At 69.8% G+C, this 25,110-nt stretch carries 23 protein-coding genes and 1 riboswitch; of the genes, 7 read left to right on the top strand and 16 right to left on the bottom strand.

What is annotated here, in order from left to right; translation table 11 throughout:
* Positions 1-61 precede the first annotated feature (61 nt).
* Positions 62-1,474, top strand: a complete 1,413-nt coding sequence (locus tag ACZ7LU_RS28875; protein WP_471918433.1) for an SLC13 family permease — start codon at positions 62-64, stop codon at positions 1,472-1,474.
* A gap of 30 nt (positions 1,475-1,504) precedes the next feature.
* Positions 1,505-2,722, top strand: a complete 1,218-nt coding sequence (locus ACZ7LU_RS28870) for a glycerate kinase family protein (RefSeq protein ID WP_471918432.1) — start codon at positions 1,505-1,507, stop codon at positions 2,720-2,722.
* Here ACZ7LU_RS28870 and ACZ7LU_RS28865 read toward each other — a convergent pair.
* From ACZ7LU_RS28865 to ctaE, 6 genes are all read right to left on the bottom strand, one after another.
* A complete protein-coding gene (locus ACZ7LU_RS28865) occupies positions 2,671-4,044 on the bottom strand; it encodes an aminotransferase class V-fold PLP-dependent enzyme (RefSeq protein WP_471918431.1) in 1,374 nt (457 codons plus the stop codon). The two genes, ACZ7LU_RS28870 and ACZ7LU_RS28865, sit on opposite strands and share 52 nt — an antisense overlap.
* 164 nt (positions 4,045-4,208) lie before the next feature.
* Positions 4,209-4,326: riboswitch (SAM riboswitch) on the bottom strand.
* 96 nt (positions 4,327-4,422) lie between these two features.
* A complete protein-coding gene (trpD, locus tag ACZ7LU_RS28860) occupies positions 4,423-5,487 on the bottom strand; it encodes an anthranilate phosphoribosyltransferase (RefSeq protein WP_471918430.1) in 1,065 nt (354 codons plus the stop codon).
* Between the two features lie 147 nt (positions 5,488-5,634).
* The gene (gene qcrB, locus ACZ7LU_RS28855) at positions 5,635-7,275 is read right to left on the bottom strand and encodes a cytochrome bc1 complex cytochrome b subunit (protein WP_398312793.1); all 1,641 of its coding nucleotides are present in this window, start codon (positions 7,273-7,275) and stop codon (positions 5,635-5,637) included.
* Positions 7,272-8,327, bottom strand: a complete 1,056-nt coding sequence (gene qcrA / locus ACZ7LU_RS28850) for a cytochrome bc1 complex Rieske iron-sulfur subunit (RefSeq protein WP_398312790.1) — start codon at positions 8,325-8,327, stop codon at positions 7,272-7,274. The genes qcrB and qcrA overlap by 4 nt, the downstream gene beginning before the upstream one ends.
* Positions 8,324-9,133: a cytochrome bc1 complex diheme cytochrome c subunit gene (qcrC, locus tag ACZ7LU_RS28845; RefSeq protein ID WP_362997664.1), complete on the bottom strand. Its 810-nt coding sequence runs from the start codon at positions 9,131-9,133 to the stop codon at positions 8,324-8,326. The genes qcrA and qcrC overlap by 4 nt, the downstream gene beginning before the upstream one ends.
* Positions 9,134-9,210: 77 nt before the next feature.
* Positions 9,211-9,831 (bottom strand): aa3-type cytochrome oxidase subunit III, encoded by a 621-nt coding sequence (gene ctaE, locus ACZ7LU_RS28840; RefSeq protein ID WP_055566234.1) that lies wholly within the window; start codon positions 9,829-9,831, stop codon positions 9,211-9,213.
* Between the two features lie 163 nt (positions 9,832-9,994).
* Between ctaE and ACZ7LU_RS28835 the strand changes: the two genes are divergently transcribed.
* Positions 9,995-10,393: a hypothetical protein gene (locus ACZ7LU_RS28835; protein ID WP_398312786.1), complete on the top strand. Its 399-nt coding sequence runs from the start codon at positions 9,995-9,997 to the stop codon at positions 10,391-10,393.
* Between the two features lie 82 nt (positions 10,394-10,475).
* Here ACZ7LU_RS28835 and ACZ7LU_RS28830 read toward each other — a convergent pair whose 3' ends face one another.
* The 4 genes from ACZ7LU_RS28830 to ctaC form a co-directional block, all read right to left on the bottom strand.
* On the bottom strand, positions 10,476-11,723 hold the full coding sequence (locus tag ACZ7LU_RS28830; protein WP_471918429.1) for a L,D-transpeptidase: 1,248 nt from the start codon (positions 11,721-11,723) through the stop codon (positions 10,476-10,478).
* 141 nt (positions 11,724-11,864) lie between these two features.
* On the bottom strand, positions 11,865-12,263 hold the full coding sequence (locus tag ACZ7LU_RS28825; protein WP_055566237.1) for a cytochrome c oxidase subunit 4: 399 nt from the start codon (positions 12,261-12,263) through the stop codon (positions 11,865-11,867).
* On the bottom strand, positions 12,260-14,002 hold the full coding sequence (gene ctaD / locus ACZ7LU_RS28820) for an aa3-type cytochrome oxidase subunit I (RefSeq protein ID WP_468083543.1): 1,743 nt from the start codon (positions 14,000-14,002) through the stop codon (positions 12,260-12,262). Before ctaD ends, ACZ7LU_RS28825 begins: the two co-directional genes overlap by 4 nt.
* The gene (gene ctaC, locus ACZ7LU_RS28815) at positions 13,999-14,961 is read right to left on the bottom strand and encodes an aa3-type cytochrome oxidase subunit II (protein WP_398296892.1); all 963 of its coding nucleotides are present in this window, start codon (positions 14,959-14,961) and stop codon (positions 13,999-14,001) included. Before ctaC ends, ctaD begins: the two co-directional genes overlap by 4 nt.
* A 522-nt stretch (positions 14,962-15,483) precedes the next feature.
* Here ctaC and ACZ7LU_RS28810 point away from each other — a divergent pair.
* Complete coding sequence (locus ACZ7LU_RS28810; protein ID WP_471918428.1) at positions 15,484-16,860, top strand: aminotransferase class V-fold PLP-dependent enzyme; 1,377 nt, start codon at positions 15,484-15,486, stop codon at positions 16,858-16,860.
* 3 nt (positions 16,861-16,863) lie between these two features.
* Here the strand turns inward: ACZ7LU_RS28810 and ACZ7LU_RS28805 are convergent, their stop codons facing one another.
* Positions 16,864-17,838, bottom strand: a complete 975-nt coding sequence (locus tag ACZ7LU_RS28805) for a carbohydrate kinase family protein (RefSeq protein WP_398296896.1) — start codon at positions 17,836-17,838, stop codon at positions 16,864-16,866.
* A 144-nt stretch (positions 17,839-17,982) separates the two neighbouring features.
* Here ACZ7LU_RS28805 and ACZ7LU_RS28800 point away from each other — a divergent pair, with 144 nt between their 5' ends.
* Positions 17,983-18,210, top strand: coding sequence for a hypothetical protein (locus ACZ7LU_RS28800; RefSeq protein ID WP_471918616.1), 228 nt, complete (start codon positions 17,983-17,985; stop codon positions 18,208-18,210).
* A gap of 162 nt (positions 18,211-18,372) precedes the next feature.
* The gene (locus tag ACZ7LU_RS28795) at positions 18,373-19,884 is read left to right on the top strand and encodes a hypothetical protein (RefSeq protein WP_471918427.1); all 1,512 of its coding nucleotides are present in this window, start codon (positions 18,373-18,375) and stop codon (positions 19,882-19,884) included.
* A 73-nt stretch (positions 19,885-19,957) separates the two neighbouring features.
* Here ACZ7LU_RS28795 and ACZ7LU_RS28790 read toward each other — a convergent pair whose 3' ends face one another.
* Positions 19,958-20,314: a HesB/IscA family protein gene (locus ACZ7LU_RS28790; RefSeq protein ID WP_030933606.1), complete on the bottom strand. Its 357-nt coding sequence runs from the start codon at positions 20,312-20,314 to the stop codon at positions 19,958-19,960.
* Between the two features lie 259 nt (positions 20,315-20,573).
* On the opposite strand from ACZ7LU_RS28790, the gene nadA reads away from it, so the two are divergent.
* A complete protein-coding gene (nadA, locus tag ACZ7LU_RS28785) occupies positions 20,574-21,761 on the top strand; it encodes a quinolinate synthase NadA (protein WP_471918426.1) in 1,188 nt (395 codons plus the stop codon).
* Between the two features lie 20 nt (positions 21,762-21,781).
* Here the strand turns inward: nadA and ACZ7LU_RS28780 are convergent, their stop codons facing one another.
* The 4 genes from ACZ7LU_RS28780 to ACZ7LU_RS28765 all read right to left on the bottom strand — a co-directional run bounded on the left by ACZ7LU_RS28780 (position 21,782) and on the right by ACZ7LU_RS28765 (position 24,952).
* A complete protein-coding gene (locus tag ACZ7LU_RS28780; RefSeq protein WP_398296904.1) occupies positions 21,782-22,462 on the bottom strand; it encodes a response regulator in 681 nt (226 codons plus the stop codon).
* Complete coding sequence (locus tag ACZ7LU_RS28775; RefSeq protein WP_471918425.1) at positions 22,459-23,679, bottom strand: sensor histidine kinase; 1,221 nt, start codon at positions 23,677-23,679, stop codon at positions 22,459-22,461. Before ACZ7LU_RS28775 ends, ACZ7LU_RS28780 begins: the two co-directional genes overlap by 4 nt.
* Positions 23,680-23,843: 164 nt before the next feature.
* A complete protein-coding gene (gene pspAA / locus ACZ7LU_RS28770) occupies positions 23,844-24,122 on the bottom strand; it encodes a PspA-associated protein PspAA (RefSeq protein WP_398296908.1) in 279 nt (92 codons plus the stop codon).
* 32 nt (positions 24,123-24,154) lie between these two features.
* Complete coding sequence (locus ACZ7LU_RS28765) at positions 24,155-24,952, bottom strand: PspA/IM30 family protein (RefSeq protein WP_398296910.1); 798 nt, start codon at positions 24,950-24,952, stop codon at positions 24,155-24,157.
* Positions 24,953-25,110: the final 158 nt, after the last annotated feature.

The following is a 25,110-nucleotide window of genomic DNA, read 5'->3' as shown; positions in this document are numbered from 1 at the left end:
GGTGAAACTCCTTTCATCTACGCCTCATTGAGGGCTCACGGCGCCGCACCACGCTGAACGCGTGACCTTGAACCTGCGGCAGGCCGTGACCCTCTGCGCGGCGCTCAGCGTCTGCGCCCTCCTCGCGGTCCCCGGGAACTTCCCGGGGCTCGGCGCAGACGCCCGCCTGACCCTCGCCGTCTTCGCCCTCGCGACGTGCGCCTGGATCGGCACGCCGATCGACGACACGTACATCGCGCTCGGCGCGGGTCTCGCGCTCACCGCGACCGGCGTGATCAGCAGCGACACCCTGTTCGGCACCCTCGGCGACGAGACGGTGTGGCTATTGATCTGCGCCTTCGTGCTGGCGGCGGCCGTGGCCCGCAGCGGGCTCGCCGGGCGGGCCGCGGCCTTTCTGGTCAGCGGGGCGCGCAGCGTACGGCAGTTGACGCATCTGACGACCGCGGCGCTGGTCGTGACCGCCTTCGCGGTGCCGGCGACGTCGGGGCGCGCCGCGCTCGCGCTGCCCGTCTTCCTCGCGCTCGCCAAGGTCCTCGCCGACCGGAAGCGACTGGTCGTGATGCTCGCGCTGCTCTTTCCGACTGTCATCCTTCTCTCCGCGGTCGCGACTCTGATCGGCGCGGGAGCACATCTGATCACCGTGTCGGTGCTGTGGGAGGCGACCGGCGAGCGGATCGGCTTCACGCAGTGGCTGCTGCTCGGCCTGCCGCTCGCCATGACGTCATCCCATCTGGCGGCGGAGGCCGTCCTGTTGACGACCACCCGGCGCGCCGACCGCCGCGGCCCGGTCCACATCACCCTCGACCAGCTCCAGGCCCATAGCGAACAGCCCGTCACCGGCCCCTGGGAGGCTGCCGAGACGCGCTGCGCCCTGCTGCTCGCCACCGTCGTCGTCCTGTGGTGCAGCGAACCGCTGCACCAGGTGCCGCCCGCCGTCGTCGCGCTGATCGGCGCGGTCGTGGCCTCCTCGCCCGCGCTCGGCACGGTCGGCCTCAAGGACGCCCTCAAGACGGTGCCCTGGTCGCTGCTCCTCTTCATGGCGGCGACGATGGCGATGGGCGTCGCGCTCGCCGACTCGGGGGCGGCGAGGTGGCTGGTGGCCGGGCTGCCCCTGGACCTGTCCCCGTGGCTCTTCCTCACCGTGGTGGTCGCGGTCAGCACGGCCGCCCACCTGGTCCTGCAGTCCCGCTCGGCGCGCTCCTCGGTCCTCGTCCCGCTGGTCGTCGCGGCGGCCGTCGGCACCGGCGTCAACCCGGTCGCGGCCGCGCTCGCCTCCACGGCCGCGGCGGGCTTCTGCCACACGCTGCCCGCCTCCGCGAAACCCGTCACCCTCTTCGCCGAGCTCCCGGACACCCCCACCTACACCCCGCGCGACCTGCTGCGCCTCTCCGCGGTCCTCGCCCCGCTGACCGCCGCGCTCGTCCTGCTCTTCGCCGTGACGCTCTGGCCGCTGCTCGGCGTCCCCGTCCGCTGAACCCGCCCTTGAATCCCCCTGGAGACCGTCATGCTGACCCGTTTCGCCATCGCCCCCAGCGGCTTCAAGGAGTCCCTGTCCGCGAGCTCCGCGGCCGAGGCCATCGCCGCCGGTGTACGCCGTGTCGTCCCGCACGCGGAGACCGATCTGATCCCGCTGGTGGACGGCGGCGAGGGCACCGCCCGCGCGCTGGCCGCCGCGGGCGGCGGGCGGCTCGTCGCCCTGCCCGCGACCGGTCCCGTCGGCCAGCGGATCGGCACGCACTTCGCCCTGCTGCCCGACGGCACGGCGGTCGTCGAGATGGCGGCCGTGGCGGGGCTCTCGCTGGTCCCCCGCGACCTGCGGGACCCGGGCGCCACCACGACGTACGGCGTGGGCGAGCTGATCCGCGCCGCGCTCGACGCGGGTGCCCGCCGCATCCTGGTCGGCTGCGGCGACTCGGGCACGTCGGACGGCGGCGCGGGCGCCCTGCAAGCCCTCGGCGCCCGGCTCCTCGACGCCGACGGCTGGGAACTGCCGCACGGCGGGCGGGAGTTGACGCGGCTGAGCCGCATCGACCCGGGCGGCCTCGACCCGCGCCTCGCGGCCACCGAGATCCGTGTCGCCTGCAACCCCTTCAACGTCCTGTGCGGCGAGCGCGGCGTCGCCCGCGTCTTCGGCCCCCAGAAGGGCGCGACACCCCAGCAGGTCGAGCAGCTCGCGGCCGCCCTTGAGCACTGGGCGCACCTCCTCACGCGGGACCTGCCCGTGCGCACCGACCTCTTCGAGGGACCCGGCACGGGCGCGTCGGGCGGCCTCGGCGCCGGGCTCGCCGCACTCGGCGCCGCGCTGCTCCCCCGCTTCGACGTGCTGCTCGAACGGCTCGACCTCGACGAGCGGCTGGCCCGCGCCGACCTGGTCATCACCGCGGAGGGCGCCCTCGACCACCAGACCCCGCGCGGCAAGGTCCCCGCCGAGGTGGCCCGCCGCGCGAAGCGGTCCGGGCGCCCGGTCCTGGTCCTCGCGGGCACGATCGGGGACGGCGCGCACACCGTCCGCGCGCTGGGCGTGGACGCGTACAGCGCGATCCTGCCCGCTCCGGTCTCGCTGACGGAGGCGCTCGGCCGGGGCGGCGAGTTCCTCACCGACGCGACGGAGCGGGCCCTGCGGATGATCCAGCTCGGCTCACGGCTGCCCGGGGGCCGGCTGCCCGCGGGTCAGGCGGCGGCGCTGGTGTCCGGCACGCAACGCCCGTCCTCGGTGCGGTAGTTCCACCGCGCGCCGTCCGACACCAGCTCCTTGACGGCGCGCACGAAACGCTCGATGTGCTCGTCGGGGGTGCCCGCGCCGAAGCTCACGCGGATGGCGTTCAGCGACTTCTCGCCGGGCGCGGCCTCGGGGGCGCCGCACGCGCCGGGCTCGTCGGGCTCGCTGCCGAGCAGGGTGCGCACCAGCGGGTGGGCACAGAACAGGCCGTCCCGTACGCCGATGCCGTACTCGGCGGAGAGCGCGGCGGCGAAGTGCGAGCTGTTCCAGCCGTCCACGACGAAGGAGATGACGCCCACGCGCGGCGCGTCGTCCCCGAAGAGCGAGAGCACCCGCACGGCGGGCACCTCGGCGAGCCCCTCGCGCACCTTCGCGATCAGGTACTGCTCGCGGGCGACGAGCTGGTCGAAGCGCGCCTCGGTGAGCGTCTTGCAGGCGGCGGCGATGGAGTAGACGCCGATGACGTTCGGCGAACCGGCCTCGTGGCGGGCCGCGCTCTCGTGCCACTCCACGTCCACGCCGCCGTCCGTACGCCGTGCGACCTTGCGCGAGGCGCCGCCGCCCGCGAGGTACGGCTCTGCCGCCCGCAGCCAGTCGGAGCGGCCCGCGAGGACGCCCGAGCCGAACGGCGCGTACAGCTTGTGTCCGGAGAAGGCGACCCAGTCGACGTCCAACTCGCCGATGGAGACGGGGTGGTGGGGCGCGAGCTGCGCCGCGTCGAGGACGATCCGGGCGCCGTGCGCGTGCGCGGCGGCGGCCAGCTCCCGCACAGGCCACAGCTCGCCGGTGACGTTGGAGGCGCCGGTCACGCACACCAGCGCCGGGCCGTAGGGGTCGCGGTCGGCGAGGGCCCGCTCCAGGGTCTGGACGGCCTCGTCGGGGGTGCGCGGCGCGTTCAGGTAGGTCACCCGGGCGTCCCGCCACGGCAGGAGCGAGGCGTGGTGCTCGGTCTCGAAGACGAAGACCTGGCAGCCGGCGGGCAGGGCGGCGGCGAGCAGGTTCAGCGAGTCGGTGGTGGAGCGGGTGAAGACGACCTGGTCGTCCTCGCGGCAGCCGAGGAACTCGGCGACGACGGTCCGGCTGTTCTCGAACAGGTCGGTGGAGAGCTGCGACAGGTACCCGGCGCCGCGGTGCACGCTGCCGTAGTACGGCGCGTACGCGGCCACGTCGTCCCACACCCGCTGCAGCGCCGGCGCGCTCGCCGCGTAGTCGAGCGCGGCGTAGCTCACCTCGCCGCCGGTGACCAGCGGAACGGTGACGTCCCGGCCGAGGACCGGCAGCGGGGCACAGACGGCGGCGTCGACGGCAACGGCGGAAACAGACATGGCGAACTCCCGTGAGAAGCAGGCGAGATCACTGCGCCGGACGTCGGTCGACGGCGCAGGAGAAAGGTGAAAAAGGGTGTGCGGAGGCGGGGCGTAGAAGCCCTGTCACATTCGCTGGCTCACGAGACTGCTCCCTTGAGGACCAGGACCCCAGGGTTGCGAGGGGTCCGCGCTTGCCATACGCCTTGCTGCGTACGACCTGGTCTTCACCCGGGGCACCCCGCCACGGACGGAGGGTTGCCGGACAGCGGGCCGGGGCCGTAGTCGCTGTCACTCATGACCTGTGCAGCATCCTGCCACACGATCTTCGACGCGCAAGGCGCAGTCCAGAATCCGGACTGCGCCCTGCGTCACATCACCACCGCCCGAGGGCGGCTCTCAGCGGTTGCTCGCTGCCACCCAGCGCTCCAGGGCCTTCTTCGCGGCGCCCGAGTCGATGGCCTGCGCCGCCCGGGCGATGCCGGCCCGGATCTGCTCGGCCAGCGGCTCGTCGGTGGGCGTCAGGGCGGCCAGCGCCGCCGCCGAGTTGAGCAGCACCGCGTCCCGCACCGGTCCGCTCTCCCCGTCGAGCAGCCGCAGCGCCACTTCCGCGTTGTACGAGGCGTCGGCGCCCCGCAGCGCCTCGACGGGCACCAGGTCGAGCCCGACGTCCCGGGGATCGAAGGCCTCCTCGCGCACGGCGCCGTCCCGCACCACCCAGACCCGGGAGGTGGACGTCGTCGTCAGCTCGTCGAGCCCGTCGTCACCGCGGAAGACGAGGGACGAGTGCCCCCGCTCGGCGAAGACGCCCGCCACGATGGGGGCCATCCGGGGGTCGGCGACCCCGACGGCCTGGGCGCGCACCTTGGCCGGGTTGGTGAGCGGGCCGAGGAGGTTGAAGACGGTCCGGATGCCCAGCTGGCTGCGGGCGGCACCGGCGTGGCGCAGCGCCGGGTGGAACTTCACGGCGAAGCAGAACGTGATGCCAGCCTCCTCGGCGACCTCGACCACCCGCTGCGGGGTGAGGTCGAGGTTGACGCCGAGCTTCTCCAGCACGTCGGAGGCGCCGGACGCGCTGGAGGCGGCCCGGTTGCCGTGCTTGACGACCTTCGCGCCGGCTCCGGCGACGACGATCGCGGACATGGTCGAGATGTTGACGGTCTTGGCGCCGTCGCCGCCCGTGCCCACGATGTCGACGCTCGGGCCCGGCACGTCGATGACGTTGGCGTGCGCGTACATGGCGCGTACCAGACCGGAGATCTCCTCGACGGTCTCGCCCTTGGCCCGCAGCGCGACCACGAAGCCCGCGATCTGCGCGTCGGTGGCCTCGCCGCGCATGATGCGGTCCATGGCCCAGGCCGTGTCGTCGGCGCTCTGGTCACGGCCCGCCAGCAGGCCGTTCAGTACGTCGGGCCAGGAACGGTCCGCCGCGGTGTCGCCTCCTGCGGGGGTCACAGCGTTCATGGCCGCTCCTGGTTTTCGTCTGTGTGTGTACTTGGGGTGAGTCCCACCCTATCCAGCCCCGGGGACGGCAAAGAGCCCCGTCCATTGCCTGGACGGGGCTCTTACCGTGGCGACCTTGGGAGGTCAGAGCTTCAGAGCTCCAGATGATCAGTGGTGGCCGTGGCCGCTCGTGATCTCCTTGTACTCGTCGGCGGTGGGCTTGGGGATCTGACCCTCTTCCCCGAAGTAGCCCTTGGAGAGCTTGGCCCGCAGCTTCTGCGAACCGGACAGCTTGCGCTTGACGCCGTTCTCGTCGACCGCAGGGCCGAGCTCGACCGGCTTGTACTGCTCGTGCGCGGTGAGCGTGTGCAGCTGCTCCTTGCTGAGCGGCTCGTGGACCTCGATGAACTCACCGTGCGGCAGCCGCTTGATGATGCCCGACTCGCGGCCGTGCAGCACCTTGTCCCGGTCGCGCCGCTGCAGACCCAGGCAGATCCGCTTGGTCACGATGAAGGCGATGACCGGTCCGACGAAGAAGGCGATCCGGACGAACCAGGTGATCGCGTTCAGCGACAGGTGGAAGTGCGTGGCCCACAGGTCGTTGCCACCACCGACCAGCATGACCATGTACGCCGTGATCCACGCGACACCGAAGGCCGTGCGGGTCGGGGCGTTGCGCGGGCGGTCCAGGATGTGGTGCTCGCGCTTGTCGCCGGTGACCCAGGACTCGATGAACGGGTAGACGGCGATGGCCACGAGGACCAGCGGGAAGACGATGACCAGCGGGATGAACACACCCAGGACGAGCGTGTGACCCCAGAGGTTGATCTCCCAGCCCGGCATCACACGGATCAGACCCTCGGCGAAGCCCATGTACCAGTCGGGCTGGGCGCCGGTGGACACCTGGTCCGGGCGGTACGGGCCGATGGCCCAGATCGGGTTGATCGAGGCGATCGCCGCGATGACCGCGATGACACCGAAGACCAGGAAGAAGAAGCCTCCGGCCTTGGCCATGTAGACGGGCAGCAGCGGCATGCCGACGACGTTCTTGTTGCTCTTGCCGGGGCCCGCGAACTGCGTGTGCTTGTGGTAGAAGACCAGGATCAGGTGCGCCACCACGAGGCCGAGCATGATGCCCGGCAGCAGCAGGATGTGGACCGAGTAGAACCGGGCCACGAAGTCGCCGCCGGGGAACTCGCCGCCGAACAGGAACATCGACAGGTACGTGCCGACGATCGGCACCGACAGGATGGCGCCCTGCATGAAGCGGACACCGGTGCCGGAGAGCAGGTCGTCCGGGAGCGAGTAACCGGTGAAACCGGTGAACATGCCGAGGACGAACAGCAGGAAGCCGAAGAGCCAGTTGACCTCACGCGGCTTGCGGAACGCACCCGTGAAGAACACGCGCATCATGTGCACGAACATGCCGGCGAGGAAGATCAGCGCCGCCCAGTGGTGGATCTGCCGGATCAGCAGACCACCGCGCACATCGAAGGAGATGTGCATGGTCGAGTTGAACGCCTCCGACATCAACTGTCCCTGCATCGGGATGTAGCTGCCGTGGTACTCCACCTCGTTCATCGACGGGTGGAAGAACAGCGTCAGGTACACACCCGTGAGGATGATGATGATGAAGCTGTACAGGCAGATCTCGCCGAGCATGAAGGACCAGTGGTCCGGAAAGATCTTGCGCATGTTGGCCTTGGCGAGGGAGTAGATCCCCAGCCGGCCGTCGGCCCAGTCGGCGACGCGCTCGCCGGCGGGCGCTTGCTTGCGCTGTTCGTTGGAGGAAGTGGTGGTGGTGCTCATCCGCGCTCCCAGAAGGCAGGACCGACGGGCTCTTCGAAGTCGCCGAGCGCCTCGAGGTAGCCCTTTTCGTTCACGCCGATGCGCAGCTGCGGCAGGGCGTGACCAGCCGGGCCGAAGATGACTCGGGCACCGTCGGAGAGATCGAAGGTGGACTGGTGGCACGGGCAGAGGACGTGGTGCGTCTGCTGCTCGTACAGGGAGATCGGGCAGCCCACGTGGGTGCAGATCTTGGAGTACGCCACGATGCCTTCGTGCGACCACTCCAGCTCGCGCTTGTCCTTGATGTTCTCCGGCTGAATCCGGACGATCATCAGGGCGGCCTTGGCGATCTGGGTCTGGAAGTCGTGGTCGTGCTCCGACATGCCCTCGGGCATGGCGAAGGTCAGCGACCCGACCTGCACGTCCGCGGGACGCAGCGGCTCGTGGGTGTTCATGTTCACGAGCATCTTGCCCTTGGCCCACTTGGTGTGCCGGAGCTTGTCCTCGGGCAGCGGCCCGAGGTCACGCAGCAGGACGACACCGGAGAGCGGGACCAGGGCCAGCGCGCCGAACATCGTGTTGCGGATCAGCTTGCGCCGACCGAAACCCGACTCCTCGGCGCCCTGCTTGAAGTCCGCCATGACCTTGGCACGGACCTCGGGCTCCGCCGCGATCGCGTGCCGCTCGTCGGTCATCTCGACGTCGGACATCAGGGTGCGGGCCCAGTGGACCGCGCCCGCGCCGATGCAGAACAGCGCCACGCCGAGGGTCGTGCCCAGGGCGAAGTTGAGGCCGCTGATGTGCCCGATCGGCCAGATGAAGACGCTCTTGTCGGCCGGGATCGCCACGTACGAGGCGATGAAGCCGACGGTCGCGATCATCGACAGCGTGAACAGGAACGCCACGACGCGCTCGGAACGCCGGGCGGCCCGCTCGTCGATGTCCTGGACGCGGTGCTCGTGGGGCGGCAGCCCCGGGTCGGCGAACGGGTTGTCCTCCGCGGTCGCCACCGAGCCGTGCTCGGTCTCCTGCTTGCTGGGCAGGTTCTCTTCTGGAATCTCTTGGCTACTCATGACTTCTTGGCCTTTGCGGTCCGAGCGGCGACCCACACGGCGACCGCGATCAGCGAGCCGAGACCGAAGATCCAGCCGAAGAGGCCTTCACTGACCGGACCCAGACCGCCCAGCTTGAGACCGCCAGGGCTCTCGGTCTTCTCGCCGTTGACCGCGTCGAGGTACGCGATGATGTCCTTCTTGCTCTTCTCCGGCATCGTGGTGTCGGGGAAGGACGGCATGTTCTGCGGGCCGGTCTGCATGGCCTCGTAGATGTGCTTCGGGGAGACACCTTCGAGCGACGGCGCGAACTTGCCGTGCGTCAGCGCGCCACCTTCACCGGTGAAGTTGTGGCACTGGGCACAGTTCGTGCGGAACAGCTCACCGCCCTTGGCGATGTCGGCTCCGTCCGGGCTGTACTGCTTCTCGGTCGGAACCGAGGGACCGGCACCCAGCGACGAGATGTACGCCGCCAGCTGGTCGATCTGGGCCTGGTTGTAGATGACCTTCTTCTTGGGCGCCTGGGCACCCGGCTGCTGGAGCGGCATACGGCCGGTGCCGACCTGGAAGTCGACAGCGGCGGCGCCGACGCCCACCAGGCTCGGACCGTCGGAGGAGCCCTGACCGCCGGTTCCGTGGCAGCTGGAGCAGCCCACGGCGTAGAGCTTCTTGCCCTCGTCGATGGCGAGGGACTGGGCGGTGTCATCGGCCTGCGCCTTGTCCGCCGGCGCGAACGCGGCGTACAGCCCCCCGGTGGCCGCCAGCGCGAGGAGTAGGACGACGACCGCCGCCAGCGGATGGCGTCGTCGTGCGGAGAGCTTTTTCACGGATTACCCCGGTGTCAGGATCTTCTGCGTCGATGCTTCTGGAATGTTTCGAATGCGTCGCGTGAGCGACCTGCCGCTTACTTGATCATGTAGATCGTGGCGAAGAGGCCGATCCAGACCACATCGACGAAGTGCCAGTAGTAGGACACGACGATGGCTGCGGTCGCCTGCTCGTGGGTGAACCTCCTGGCCGCATAGGTGCGACCGAGGACCAGCAGGAAGGCGATCAGGCCGCCTGTCACGTGCAGTCCGTGGAAGCCGGTGGTCAGGTAGAAGACCGAGCCGTACGGGTCCGACGAGAGCGAGAGGCCCTCGTGCTTGACCAGCTCGGTGTATTCGTACACCTGACCGCCGATGAAGATCGCACCCATGATGAAGGTGACGATGAACCACATCCGGAGCTTCTTCACGTCACCGCGTTCAGCTGCGAACACGCCGAGCTGACACGTGAGAGAGGAGAGCACCAGGATGGTGGTGTTCGTCGCCGAGAACGGGAAGTTCAGGGCCGAAGCCATTTCCTTCCAGTGATCAGGACCTGTCACCGATCGCAGGGTGAAGTACATCGCGAAGAGGGCCGCGAAGAACATCAGCTCGGAACTCAACCAGATGATGGTTCCGACGCTGGTGAGGTTCGGTCGATTGACCGGCGGGTGCGCGTGCCCGGTATCTACTGTCGTTGCTGTCGCCACGACCGACATTATGTCGGTCGCTTATCCCGCCCTCACCCCGGGGGGTGCCGTTCGGAGTGTCTGCGGTCTGTGTCCTGCCCGGATGGCCCATCGGAGGCCTCCGCGAACCGGTGTTGACGGGGTGTCGGGAGGAGTAGCATCCGCCCATCGGTTCCCGAGTATCGGAGGAACAATGCAGCCGACCGCCACGGTGCTGGTCTACAGCGACAACGCGAGCACCCGCGAGCAAGTCCGGTTGGCCACCGGCCGCAGGCCGGCCGCCGACGTTCCCCAGGTCCAGTTCATCGAGTGCGCGACGCCGCACGCGGTCATCAAGGAGCTCGACCGGGGCGGCATCGACGTCTGCGTGCTGGACGGCGAGTCGGCGCCCGGCGGCATGGGGGTCTGCCGCCAGATCAAGGACGAGGTGTTCCAGTCGCCGCCCGTGCTGCTGCTCATCGGGCGCCCGCAGGACGCCTGGCTGGCCACCTGGAGCCGGGCGGAGGCCGCGGTGACCCTGCCGATCGACCCGGTGGAGTTCGCACAGGCCCTGGCCGCCCTGCTGCGCACCAGGACGGCTGTCGAGGCCTGAGGGCCACTGATCTCCGCGAGAGGGGCCCGCGCCACGGCGCGGGCCCCTCTCGTGCGCCTCTGACGGGCTCTCTGCCGGGCCGCTAGACCCGCGGCCGCAGCCTGGCCGCGTCGACCGCCGCGGGGCCGTTCTTGGCCCCGGTGAGCAGCGCGCTGCCCTCGCGCCACTTCTTCCAGGCCATGTTCCAGTCGCCGAGGCCGTTGCCGAAGGTCGGCATGTCCTCGCCGTTGCTGTTGATGACCGTCACGAGGTCGCCCTGCCGGACGGTCTCGTAGAACCAGGCGGCGTTCCCCGTGCTCATGCCGGTGCAGCCGTGGCTGGTGTTCGCGGCCCCCTGCGAACCCACCGACCAGGGCGCCGCGTGCACGTACTCGCCGGAGTCGGTCACGCGTGTCGCGTAGTAGACCATCTTGTCGTAGAAGTCCGACGCGCCGATGCTGGCACTGGTCATGCGTACGGAGTACTCCTTGCCCAGCACCACCTTGACGCCGTTGCGGGTGGAGTAGCCGGGCTTTCCGGTGGTCACCGGGATGGAGTTGATCTGCTCGCCGTTGCGGTAGACCGTCATCCAGTGCGAGGAGGCGTCCGTGACGGCCTCGATCCGGTCGCCGATGGTCAGCTTGAGCGGCTTGGCCTCGCCGCCCCAGAGCTTGTCCTTGACCTTGAGGCCCTCGAGGTTGCTGGAGACGTAGACGGTCGCGCCCGTGGGCCAGTACTCCTTCGGGCGGTAGTGCAGCGTCTCGCTGTCCACCCAGTGCCAGGCGCCCTCCGTGGCGGGCACCGAGCGGACCTTCAGGGCGCGTTCGACTATGGCCCTGGCCTCCTTGTCCTTCACCGGGGCGCTGAGGGCGGCCGTGATCGGCTGGCCGACGCCGTACTTGCCGGACTCGGGGCCGAAGGTGACCTTCAGCCGTTTCTTCTTGTCGGGCGTGTCGGTGTCGAAGGTCAGGACCTTGCGGCCCGGCGACCCCTCGTCGTCCTCGGTGCTCACCCGCACGGTGTAGTGGGCCCCTGCCGCCAGGGGGGTGGTGCTGTGCCACCGGGCGCCGTCCGCCGAGAGTTCACCCGCCACGTACCGCCCCATGGCGTCGGTGGCCGTCACATCGGTGATGCGCCCGTCCTCGCCCTGGGCGGTGACCTCCAAGGGCTTGTCCGGGTCCGCCTTCTGACTGCCCACCGGGCCGTTGAAGGCGATCTGGCCGGCCGCGTCGTACGGCTTCGCCGAGAGCGGGTGGCCGTCGGAGCTGCCGCACGCCGTGGCCCCCGCACCGAGGGCGGCCACCAGCGTCGTGCAGCTCAGTACCGTGCGGATTCGCGGAGAGTGGCTCATAAACACACGGTATGAAGATTCATCAAGTCCGGCGCGCCGAGTGACCCGTAAGAGGGATGGAAGATGCTCCGCACGCCGAAGGGCCCGGACGCTCCTTTCGGAGTGTCCGGGCCCTTCGGGTGCGGGTCGTGAACTACAGACTCACTGGGTCTGGTTCTCGCCGCGGTAGTACTCGAAGACCCAGCCCCACAGGCCGATCAGGATGATCGGGGCCGAGAAGTACAGCAGCCACCAGCCGAAGACGACACCCATGAAGGCGAGCGCGCCACCGACGGCCAGGGAGAGCGGCTGCCAGCTGTGCGGGCTGAAGAAGCCCACCTCGCCGGCCTCGTCCGCGACATCGGCCTCCTTGTTGTCCTGTGCGGAGGCGTCGACCCGCCGGGCCGTGAAGGCCAGGTAGTAGCCGATCATGATGCACAGGCCGAAGGCCAGGAAGAGCGCCGTGGTACCGGCCGGCTCCTTCGACCACACGCCATAGACGATCGCCATGGCGAGGACGAAGACGCTCAGCCAGATGAACATCTTGCCCTGGATCTTCACTTCGCGGTCTCCTTGTCGCCGCCGAACAGCGCGGTGTCCTTCTGCCCGTCGTTCTCGATGTGGCCGAGAGCCGCGATCTCAGGGTGGTGCAGGTCGAACGCCGGCGATTCCGAGCGGATGCGCGGCAGGGTGATGAAGTTGTGCCGCGGGGGCGGGCAGGACGTCGCCCACTCCAGCGAGCGGCCGTAACCCCACGGGTCGTCGACCTCGATCTTCTTGCCGTACTTGGCCGTCTTCCAGATGTTGTAGAAGAACGGCAGGATCGACAGACCGAGCAGGAACGAGCAGATCGTCGAGATCGTGTTCAGCGCGGTGAAGCCGTCGGCGTGGAGGTAGTCCGCGTACCGGCGCGGCATGCCCTCGGCGCCCAGCCAGTGCTGGACGAGGAAGGTGCCGTGGAAGCCGACGAACAGCGTCCAGAAGGTGATCTTGCCCAGGCGCTCGTCGAGCATCTTGCCGGTGAACTTCGGCCACCAGAAGTGGAAGCCGGAGAACATCGCGAAGACCACGGTGCCGAACACCACGTAGTGGAAGTGCGCCACCACGAAGTACGAGTCCGAGACGTGGAAGTCCATCGGCGGCGAGGCCAGGATGACACCCGTCAGACCGCCGAAGGTGAAGGTGATCAGGAAGCCGACCGCCCACAGCATCGGGGTCTCGAACGACAAGGACCCCTTCCACATCGTGCCGATCCAGTTGAAGAACTTCACGCCCGTTGGCACGGCGATCAGGAACGTCATGAAGGAGAAGAACGGCAACAGCACGCCGCCCGTGACGTACATGTGGTGGGCCCACACCGTCACCGACAGACCCGCGATCGCGATCGTCGCACCGATCAGACCCATGTAGCCGAACATCGGCTTGCGCGAGAAGACCGGGATGACCTCGGAGATGATGCCGAAGAACGGCAAGGCGATGATGTACACCTCTGGATGGCCGAAGAACCAGAAGAGGTGTTGCCACAGCAACGCGCCGCCGTTGGCCGCGTCGAAGATGTGCGCACCGAACTTGCGGTCCGCCTCCAGGGCGAACAGCGCGGCCGCAAGGACCGGGAAGGCCAGCAGCACGAGCACCGCGGTCAGCAGCACGTTCCACACGAAGATCGGCATGCGGAACATCGTCATGCCCGGCGCGCGCATGCAGATGATCGTGGTGATGAAGTTGACCGAGCCCAGGATCGTGCCGAAGCCGGAGAACGCCAGACCCATGATCCACATGTCCGCGCCGATGCCCGGCGAGCGGACCGCGTCGGAGAGCGGGCTGTAGGCGAACCAGCCGAAGTCGGCCGCGCCCTGCGGGGTGAGGAACCCGCCGACCGCGATCAGCGAGCCGAACAGGTACAGCCAGTAGGCGAACATGTTCAGCCGCGGGAAGGCCACATCGGGCGCACCGATCTGCAGCGGCATGATCCAGTTCGCGAAACCGGCGAACAACGGCGTCGCGAACATCAGCAGCATGATCGTGCCGTGCATCGTGAACGCCTGGTTGAACTGCTCGTTCGACATGATCTGCGTACCCGGACGGGCGAGCTCGGCGCGCATGAAGAGCGCCATCACACCGCCGATGCAGAAGAACGCGAACGACGTGACCAGATAGAGCGTGCCGATCGTCTTGTGGTCAGTGGTGGTCAGCCACTTGATCACGACGTTTCCCGGCTGCTTGCGCCGAACGGGCAGCTCGTTCTCGTACGAGTCGGTTGGTGCTGCCGCGGCACCCTGGGGTTCGTTGAGGATGCTCACAGGTTGTTCGTCTCCCGGTTCTTCTCAGGGCCCGTCTGCTCAATGCCGGCCGGGATGTAACCGGTCTGGTTCTTCTTCGCGAGGTCCTCGAGGTGCTGCTTGTAGCGCTCGGGAGAGACGACCTTGACGTTGAAGAGCATCCGGGAGTGGTCGACGCCGCAGAGCTCGGCGCACTTGCCCATGAAGGTGCCCTCCTTGTTCGGAGTCACCTCGAAGGCGTTGGTGTGGCCCGGGATGACGTCCTGCTTCATGAGGAACGGCACCACCCAGAAGGAGTGGATGACGTCACGCGAAGTCAGAACGAAACGGACCTTCTCGCCCTTGGGGAGCCAGAGGGTCGGTCCGGGGTTGCCGTTCTGGGGGTTCCGCTCGCCGGGCGTGCCGACCTCGTAGACACCGCCGGCGTTGGCCGGGAAGTCCTTGCGGAAACGGTCCGGAATGGCTTCCAGGTCCTTGGACGTCTTGGCGTCGTCCTTGTCGGAACCCGGGACGTCCTCGATGTAGTTGAAGCCCCAGCTCCACTGATAGCCGACCACGTTGACCGTGTGGGCAGGCTTGTCTTCGAGCTCGAGGAGCTTCGACTCGTCACGTGCCGTGAAGTAGAAGAGCACCGAGACGATGATGAGAGGCACCACGGTGTACAGCGCCTCGATGGGCATGTTGTAACGCGTCTGCGCCGGTACTTCCACCTTGGTGCGGCTGCGCCGGTGGAAGATGACGCTCCACAGGATCAGGCCCCAGACCAGGACGCCCGTGGCGAGCGCTGCCGCCCACGAGCCCTGCCAGAGGGAGAGAATCCGCGGAGCCTCTTCCGTTACCGGGGTGGGCATTCCAAGGCGGGGGAAATCCTTGTATGTGCAACCGGTGGCGGTCGCCAGGATCAGGCCCGCAGTCAGCACCTGCGGCAGCTTCCGCCGCATCGGGCGCCGCGACGAGCGGTCGGAGCCGTTGGGACTCACGTAGCGCCTTCCCGAGAGTCTCGCCCGCGCGGTCGGCTGCGGCCTTCACGCTGGTAGGTCGCCGCCCTGCGTCGGGCAGGGGTTTGGATGTTTATGCGGACCAAACCCTACTGGACGCTATTTGGGGTCGCGCGGGGAGGGTGCCTAACGCGCCGCGGGTCACTCCGAAGGGTGGGACGGGGCGCCGTCGGGCCCTTTCTGACGGAGGGTCGGGACGCCTCCGGGCTCGGCGGAATGCCCCGGTCCGGGCGCCCACCGGCTCGGTCCGGCTTCTTGGGGTGCGGCTGCGGGGCCGTCGTGGCTGGGCGCGCAGTTCCCCGCGCCCCTGGAGAGCGGCCCTTGCAGGGCGCTCCTGGCGGTTCGGCCGCTTGGCTTGGGCGCCCACCGGCTCGGTCCGGCTTCTTGGGGTGCGGGTGCGGGGCCGTCGTGGCTGGGCGCGCAGTTCCCCGCGCCCCTGGAGGGGCGCCCCTTCGGGGGTGCCCCTTGCGGTCGGCTCCCGGGGAGGCGGCTTAGCGTTGGCGTGTGGCCTACTTCGATGTTGCTTCCGCTGCTCCCCTTCATCCCGTTGCCCGGCAGGCGCTGCAGGCCTCGCTCGATGAGGGGTGGGCCGATCCGGCGCGGCTCTACCGGGAGGGGCGGCGGGCGAGGCTGCTGCTCGACGCGGCGCGGGAGGCGGCCGCCGACGCGGTGGGCTGCCGGCCCGACGAGCTCGTCTTCACCTCCTCCGGCACCCGTGCCGTGCACGCGGGGATCGCGGGGGCGCTCGCCGGTCGTCGGCGCGTCGGACGCCACCTGATCGTGTCGGCCGTCGAACACTCGTCGGTGCTCCATTCGGCGGCGGCCCACGAGTCCGACGGCGGGACGGTGACCGAGGTGGCGGTGGACCGGGGCGGGGCGGTGCGCCCGGACGCGTACGCCGCCGCGCTGCGCGAGGACACAGCGCTCGCCTGTCTGCAGTCCGCCAACCACGAGGTCGGCACCGAGCAGCCGGTCGCGGAGGTGGCGGAGGTGTGCCGGGCCGCCGGGGTGCCGCTGCTCGTGGACGCCGCGCAGTCGCTGGCCTGGGGGGCCGTCGACGGGGACTGGTCGCTGCTGACCGGGAGTGCCCATAAATGGGGTGGTCCCGCGGGTGTCGGGCTTCTTGTCGTACGTAAAGGGGTGCGGTTCGCCGTGCGGGGGCCCGTGGACGAGCGGGAGTCCGGGCGCGCCGCGGGGTTCGAGAACATCCCGGCGATCGTCGCGGCGGCGGCTTCGCTGCGGGCGGTGCGGGCCGAGGCCGTCGCCGAGGCGGCGCGGCTGCGGGAGCTGACGGAGCGGATCCGGGCGCGGGTGCCCGGGCTCGTGCCGGATGTGGAGGTGGTGGGCGATCCGGTGCGGCGCCTTCCGCACCTCGTCACCTTCTCCTGTCTCTATGTCGACGGGGAGACTCTGCTGCACGAGCTCGACAGGGCCGGTTTCTCCGTGTCGTCGGGGTCCTCGTGCACCAGCTCGACGCTGACGCCGAGCCATGTGCTGCGTGCCATGGGGGTGGTCAGTGAGGGGAACGTACGGGTCTCGTTGCCGGTCGGGACCGATGAGGCGGACGTCGAGCGGTTCCTCGACGTGCTGCCCGGGGTGGTGCGCGGGGTGCGGGAGACCCTGGGGGCGCCAGTGGGGGGCGGCAGCGGGGAGGCCGAGGCCGTGACGGTCGACGCGCTCGGGATGAGCTGTCCGCTGCCGGTCATCGAGCTGGCCAGGGCAATCGGCGGGGTGCGGGTGGGCGGCACCGTCACCGTGCTCGCCGACGACGAGGTCGCGGCGGTCGACATCCCGGCGTGGTGCTGGACGCAGGCCCAGGAGTACGTGGGTGAGCGGCCGGCGGACCACGGCGTGGCGTATGTGGTCCGCCGGAGCTCGTGAGCCTCAGGCGAGGTGCGGCTGGACCTCCGCGGCGGCGGCGTGACCGTACGCCTTGGTGAAGCGGTCCATGAAGTTGCTGCGGCGCAGCTCGTACTCCTGCGTGCCGACGGTCTCGATGACGAGGGTGGCGAGCATGCAGCCGACCTGCGCCGCGCGCTCATGGGAGACGCCCCAGGCGAGGCCCGAGAGGAAGCCCGCGCGGAACGCGTCGCCGACGCCGGTCGGCTCGACCTTCGCCTCCTCCTCCGGGACGCCGACCTCGATCGGGTCCTGGCCGACGGACTCTATGCGGACGCCGCGCGAGCCGAGGGTCGTCACGCGGTGGCCGACCTTGGAGAGGATCTCGGCGTCGGTCCAGCCCGTCTTGGACTCGATGAGCCCCTTCTCGTACTCGTTCGAGAAGAGGTACGTCGCGCCGTCGAGGAGCGTGCGGATCTCCTCGCCCTCCATGCGCGCGATCTGCTGGGAGAAGTCCGCGGCGAAGGGGATCTTGCGGGTACGGCACTCCTCGGTGTGCCGGAGCATCGCCTCGGGGTCGTCGGCGCCGATCAGGACGAGGTCGAGGCCGCCGACGCGGTCGGCCACCGTCTTCAGCTCGATGAGGCGGGCCTCGCTCATCGCGCCCGTGTAGAAGGAGCCGATCTGGTTGTGGTCGGCGTCCGTGGTGCAGACGAAGCGCGCGGTGTGCAGGGTCTCGGAGATCCGGACCGATGCGGTGTCCACGCCGTGCCGGTCGAGCCAGGCCCGGTACTCGTCGAAGTCGGAGCCGGCGGCGCCGACCAGGATCGGGTGGGTGCCGAGCTGGCCCATGCCGAAGGTGATGTTGGCGGCGACGCCGCCCCTGCGGACGTCGAGGGCGTCGACGAGGAAGGAGAGGGAGACCGTGTGCAACTGATCGGCGACCAGCTGGTCGGCGAAGCGGCCGGGGAAGGTCATCAGGTGGTCGGTGGCGATGGAGCCGGTGACTGCAATACGCACGGCTGGATGCTCCTGTGGAGGGAGGCGGGGATTGACAGTTCACGCTACCGGGTCGAGGTGCTGTCGAGGCACCGTCCCTGAAGTGGCAAAACTACCCGATAGTAGGGCTTTTTTCGTGGGCGGTCGGATGCATACGGTGCCGTTATGACCGTTATCCCGAAGGATGTCGTCCTGAGCCGTCGCGCCGCGTCCACGGCGGAGGCCCCGGAGAGCATGGAGACGCTGCGCGGGGACTGTGCCCGCATGGCTCCGCACTGGGTGGTGCCCGCCGTCGCCGCGACCGCCCCCGTGCCGCCCTCGCTGATCCACGGCGTCAGCGTCCCGCCCGCCTCCGCCCGCCTGCTCTCCGAGATGTCCGAGTACGGGGACTGAGGGATACCGGCGCCGGAGGTCCGGCGCGCGTAAGGGAACCGTGCGCTCCCCCGCTGCGTCCCATCGCCGTCCCCCGTATAGGGGAACTGGGATACGACAAGCCCGCCGGTGGCAGTCACCTGTGGGATTCCTGGGACAGCGGCACAGCGAAGGAGCGATGCGGTGAGCACCGAGCGATCCGTTCATGAGGCGGCCGAGCCGCGGCGGCGACGGTCCCGTCTGGCCGTCGTCTCGGTCGCGGCCACCGTGCTGCTGGTCGGCGGCGGTGGCGCGTACCTCGCGTCGGGCGCGTCCGGCGGCGGCAGCGGCGAAGGAGCCCCCGCGGCGGACGGCGGCGACCCGCCGCCGCTCGCGCTGGACGGCTATCCGGCCGGCGACCGGCAGAACGACGGCGGGACCGGCACCGGCGGCACCGGTGGCACGCCCGGCATCGCGCCGGGCGAGCCCGACCCGAGCGGCGCCACGTACCGGGCGACCGGCGAGCTGCCCAAGGGCCCGGAGTCGGCCGCCGTCTACCACGCGCGCGGCGAGGTCACCCGGGCTGAAGTGGCCAAGCTGGCCAAGGCGCTCGGAGTGTCCGGGACGCCGACGTCGCGGGACGGCGCCTGGCGGGTCGGCCAGGACAACGACGGGTCGGGGCCCTCGCTCCAGGTGAACAAGCAGGCGCCCGGCACCTGGACGTACGCCAGGCACGGCATCGGCGGCACCGACAACTGCCCCAAGGGCAAGCCCTGTTCCAGCACCTCCACCGCGCCGAACGGAGAGCTGGGCGACGCGGTGGGCGAGAAGGCCGCCAAGGAGGCCGCCGCTCCCGTCCTGAAGGCGCTCGGCCAGGACGACGCGAAGCTGGACGCACGCCAGCTCATGGGTGCCGTACGCGTCGTGAACGCCGACCCGAAGGTCGACGGCCTGCCGACCTACGGCTGGTCGACCGGCATCCAGGTCGGCGCGGGCGGCGAAGTGGTCGGCGGCAGCGGCCAGTTGAAGGCGCCGGTCAAGGGTGCGACGTACCCGGTGATCAGCGCGCGGGAGGCCCTGGACCGGCTGAACGCGTCGAGCGACGGCCACGGCCGCATCGGCATCGGCGGCTGCGCGACCCCGGTGCCGCACATGGACGACAGCACGAAGACGGAGGGCGGCGGCGGATCGAAGCAGGCGCCGTGCGAGCCGTCGTCGACGCCTCCGAAGCCGCGGCCGGTCGCCGTCGAGGGTGCCACGTTCGGCCTCGCGACGCACTACGTGGGCGGCAGGCAGACCCTCGTACCGTCCTGGCTGTTCGACATGAAGCCGCAGGGCGCGCGGGACACCTTCACGGTGACGCACCCGGCGGTCGCGCCCAAGTACCTGACGTCGCCGAGCACCCCGGGCACGCCCACGCCCACCGAGAAGCCGGGCAAGGGCGACAGGAGCGGCACCGACCAGGCCCGCGTCGAGTCCTACAGCGCCGACGGGAAGTCGCTGACCGTGCACTTCTGGGGCGGCGCGTGCAGTGAGTACTCCGCGTCCGCGCGCGAGGACGGCGACCGCGTCACGGTCACGGTGACCGAGACCGGGCGCAAGGGCGACGTCTGCATCATGGTGGCCAAGGAGCTCAAGGAGACGGTCACCCTCGACAAGCCGCTGGGCGACCGCGAGGTCGTCGACGCCTCGGGCGAGACGGTGCGGCGGAAGTAGCACGTACGCATGAAGGCGGCGGCCCCCTGAGATCTCAGGGGGCCGCCGCCTTCATGCGTGGGTGCCTACAGGCTTAGCTGAAGGAGTCGCCGCAGGCGCAGGAACCGGTGGCGTTCGGGTTGTCGATCGTGAAGCCCTGCTTCTCGATGGTGTCCACGAAGTCGATGGAGGCGCCGCCCAGGTAAGGAGCGCTCATCCGGTCGGTGACGACCTTCACGCCGTCGAAGTCCTTGACGACGTCGCCGTCGAGCGAGCGCTCGTCGAAGAACAGCTGGTAGCGCAGGCCCGAGCAGCCGCCGGGCTGCACGGCGACGCGCAGCGCCAGGTCGTCCCGGCCCTCCTGCTCAAGGAGGCCCTTCACCTTGGCCGCGGCGGCGTCCGACAGGAGGATGCCGTCGCTCACGGTGGTGGTCTCGTCCGATACGGACATCTGCTTCTCTCCCGGGTTGTACGGAGACTGCTTGCCGACGGTTGCAACCGGCGGGGCCGCGGATTCATTCCGGGCCGAGCGCTTACGTCCTTACCCCTTCATGCTCGCACATGGCGCCGGGCGGCAGGGCGGAGCGGGGAACGGCGAATGCGTCACATCGACACTATGGCCATCGTCAAACTGACGTGAAGCGGATATGATAGATAACGTCAATTAGACGAAAAGGCTCGTCTGCAGAACAGAAACGGTAGGTGTCGTCGTGACCACCGCCCAGTCCCCCGTGGACCTCGACGTCCAGCCCACGCCCCTCGCGCTGCTGCTGCTCGGCCGCGAGGCCGACCCGAAGAGCGAGCGCGGCGTGGAGTGCCCCGGCGACCTGCCCTCCCCCTCCGACCCGGACCTGGTGGAGCGCGCCCGCGCCGCCAAGGAGAAGCTCGGCGACAGGGTCTTCGTGCTCGGCCACCACTACCAGCGCGACGAGGTCATCCAGTTCGCGGACGTCACCGGCGACTCCTTCAAGCTGGCGCGCGACGCTGCCGCCCGGCCGGACGCCGAGTACATCGTCTTCTGCGGCGTGCACTTCATGGCCGAGTCCGCGGACATCCTGACGACGGACGACCAGAAGGTCGTGCTCCCCGACCTGGCCGCCGGCTGCTCGATGGCCGACATGGCCACCGCCGAGCAGGTCGCCGAGTGCTGGGACGTGCTGACCGAGGCCGGGATAGCCGAGCAGGTCGTCCCCGTCTCGTACATGAACTCCTCGGCGGACATCAAGGCGTTCACCGGCAAGCACGGCGGCACGATCTGCACGTCGTCGAACGCGAAGCGCGCCCTGGAGTGGGCCTTCGAGCAGGGCGAGAAGATCCTCTTCCTGCCCGACCAGCACCTGGGCCGTAACACCGCCGTGCGTGACATGGGGATGTCCCTGGACGACTGCGTCGTCTACAACCCGCACAAGCCGAACGGCGGCCTGACCGCCGAGCAGCTGCGCGACGCGAAGATGATCCTGTGGCGCGGGCACTGCTCGGTGCACGGACGCTTCTCGCTGGAGAGCGTGGAAGACGTGCGCGCGCGCATCCCGGGTGTGAACGTCCTGGTGCACCCGGAGTGCAAGCACGAGGTCGTCGCCGCCGCCGACTACGTGGGCTCCACCGAGCACATCATCAAGACCCTGGAGGCGGCGCCGGCCGGCTCCAAGTGGGCCATCGGCACCGAGCTGAATCTCGTACGCCGACTGGCGAACCGTTTCGCCGCCGAGGACAAGGAAATCGTCTTCCTCGACAAGACGGTCTGCTTCTGCTCGACCATGAACCGCATCGACCTGCCGCACCTGGTCTGGACCCTGGAGTCACTCGCCGAGGGCAACCTGGTCAACCAGATCGAGGTGGACCGGGAGACCGAGCAGTTCGCGAAGCTGGCCCTGGAGCGGATGCTCGCGCTTCCGTAGGCCCCGGCACCACTCAGGAGCTACTCCGCTCTCGGCCGCACCAGGCCCGACTCGTAGGCGATGACGACGAGTTGGGCCCGGTCGCGGGCGCCGAGCTTCGCCATCGCCCGGTTCACATGGGTCTTCACGGTGAGCGGGCTGACCTCCAGGCGCTCGGCGATCTCGTCGTTCGAGTGGCCGCCCGCGACCTGCACCAGGACCTCGCGCTCGCGTCCGGTGAGCGCGTCGAGCCGCTCGCCGCGCACCGGCACGTCACCGTCCAGGCCCTCGCCCTGCGCGAGGAACTTCGCGATCAGCCCCTTGGTGGCCACCGGGGAGAGCAGCGCCTCCCCGGCCGCCGCGATACGGATGGCACCGAGCAGCTCGTCGGGCTCCGCGCCCTTGCCGAGGAACCCGGAGGCGCCCGCGCGCAGCGACTGCACCACGTACTCGTCGACCTCGAACGTCGTCAGCATCACCACGCGCACATGGGCCAGCGCCGGGTCGGCGCTGATCAGGCGGGTGGCGGCCAGTCCGTCCGTGCCGGGCATCCGGATGTCCATCAGGACCACGTCGGCCCGCTCCGACCTGGCGAGTTCGACCGCCTCCGCTCCGTCGGACGCCTCGCCGACCACCTCCATGTCGGGTTCGGAGTCGACGAGCACCTTGAACGCGCTGCGCAGCAACGCCTGGTCGTCGGCGAGCAGTACGCGGATCGTCACGCGGTCCCTCCCTTTGCCGTGGTGACGGGCAGGATCGCATGGACGCGGAAGCCGCCGCCGTAGCGGGGTCCCGCCGAACAGCTGCCGCCGAGGGCGGTGACGCGTTCGCGCATGCCGAGCAGGCCGTGGCCGCCGCCGTCGGTGTTCTGGACGTCGCCCTTGCCGGGTCCCGGGCCGTCGTCGATGACGGTCACCTCCACGTTCGGGCCGACGCGGACCACGCTCACCTCCGCCTTGGCGTCCTTGCCCGCGTGCTTCTGCACGTTGGTCAGCGCCTCCTGGATGATGCGGAACGCGGCGAGGTCGACGGCGGCCGCCAGATCGAGGCCGACCTGGCCGAGCGCCACCTCCACGGGCAGACCGGCGTTGCGGAACGTCTCGACGAGCTCGTCGAGACGGTGCAGGCCCGGCGCCGGCTCGGTGGGCGCCTCGGGATCGCCGGTCTGCCGCAACAGGCCGACCGTGGCCCGCAGTTCGTTGAGCGCGGAGCGGCTGGCGTCCCGTACGTGCGAGAGGGCTTCCTTGGCCTGGTCGGGCCGCTTGTCCATGACGTGCGCGGCGACCCCGGCCTGCACGTTGACCAGGGCGATGTGGTGGGCGACCACGTCGTGCAGATCCCGGGCGATGCGCAGCCGCTCCTCGGCGACGCGGCGCCTGGCCTCCTCCTCCCGCGTGCGCTCGGCCCGCTCGGCGCGCTCCCTTATGGCGTCCACGAAGGCGCGGCGGCTGCGCACCGCGTCGCCCGCGGCGGCGGCCATGCCGGTCCAGGCGAAGATGCCGAGGTTTTCCTGCGCGTACCAGGGCAGGGGGCCCGACAGCATCGCGACGCCGGTGAGGCCCGTCATGGTGACGAGGCCGATCCGCCACGTCGTGGAGCGGTCGGTGGTGGCGGCGACGGTGAACAGCGCGATGACGGCGCACATCACGACGGGCGCGCGGGGCTCGCCGGTGAGCAGTTCGACGAGGGAGGCGGCGCAGGTCGCGGCCAGCACGGACCAGGGGGCGCGGCGGCGGAAGACCAGGGCGAGCGCGCCGAGAGCCATCAGGAGCAGGCTCGGGACGTCGGGGGTGCGGGTGCCCCAGGTGGGGCCGTGCTCTCCATAGGGCTCGGCGAAGGAGCCGACGACCATGCAGACGAGGACGGCGGAGGCGAGCACCGCGTCCACCGCCAGCGGGTGTGTTCTGGCCCAGCCGCGGCCTCGTACGAGAGTGGTCACTCGCCAAACGTTACGGGGACTGGCCATGGGCCTTGACCAGATCTGCGGCATCAGCGCTCGGGGGTTGTCTGCGGGTCCGTTGTGGCTGGGCGCGCCCACGCGGCGGAGCCGCACATGTAACTGCCCCGCGCCCCTGACGGGCGCCCGTCAGGGGCGCCCGCATGTCAGCCGGGGATCAGGCCGTCGTCGTTCAGCATGGTGCGGACGTCGTCCAGGGTGGCGTCCGGGGACGGGAGGATCAGCTCGGAGGGTTCCAGGGCGTCGTCCGGGAGGGGGTCGCCGAGCTCCCGGACCTTGTCCAGGAGCGCGTGCAGCGTGCGGCGGAAGCCGGCGGAGTCGCCGCCCTCCATCTCCTCGAGGAGTTCGTCGTCCAGCTTGTTGAGTTCGGCGAAGTGGCTGTCGGCCAGCTTCACCTGCCCCTCCCCCATGATCCGTACGATCATGTCGCCCTCCTCGGACGTGTGTAGGGCTGTTGCTACTGCTTGTCGAAGCGCGGGGTGTCCTGCGGCTGCTGCTGCGACTGCGGCCGACCCTGGCCGCCCTCGATCGCCTGCTGTCCGCCGCTGGAACCTCCGGCGAGCTCCGCCTTCATGCGCTGCAGTTCCAGCTCTACATCTGTACCACCGGAGAGGCGGTCCAGCTCGGTCTGGATGTCGTCCTTGGCCAGTCCGGAGGAGTCGTCGAGGGCACCGGAGGCGAGCAGTTCGTCGATCGCGCCGGCCCGCGCCTGGAGCTGCGCGGTCTTGTCCTCGGCGCGCTGGATGGCCATGCCGACGTCGCCCATCTCCTCGGAGATGCCGGAGAAGGCCTCGCCGATGCGGGTCTGCGCCTGCGCGGCGGTGTACGTGGCCTTGATCGTCTCCTTCTTCGTACGGAAGGCGTCGACCTTGGCCTGGAGGCGCTGCGCCGCGAGGGTGAGCTTCTCCTCCTCGCCCTGGAGGGTCTGGTGCTGCGTCTCCAGGTCCGTCACCTGCTGCTGGAGCGCGGCGCGGCGGGACAGGGCCTCACGGGCCAGGTCCTCGCGGCCGAGCGCCAGCGCCTTGCGCCCCTGGTCCTCCAGGGTCGACGACTGCTTCTGGAGCTGGGTGAGCTGCAGCTCGAGGCGCTTGCGGGAGGTCGCCACGTCGGCGACGCCGCGGCGCACCTTCTGCAGCAGCTCCAACTGCTTCTGGTACGAATAATCGAGGGTTTCGCGCGGGTCCTCGGCCCGGTCAAGGGCCTTGTTCGCCTTCGCGCGGAAGATCATCCCCATACGCTTCATGACACCGCTCATGGGCTTCGCGCGCCCCCTTCTGACGGACTTCCAGCTCCAGGTACTGCTCAGAACCCACAGTACGGGCCCTGCATCCATTACCGCACTGTTCGCGGGCGGATGCGCTCATCCCCAAGGACGACTGCGTCCCGCGCCACTCCGGCGTAAGGAGTAGGTGC

Source organism: Streptomyces sp. NPDC039462 (assembly GCF_055639375.1).
The sequence above is the reverse complement of the archived record's forward strand: the minus strand, read 5'-3'. Positions and strand labels throughout refer to the sequence as shown.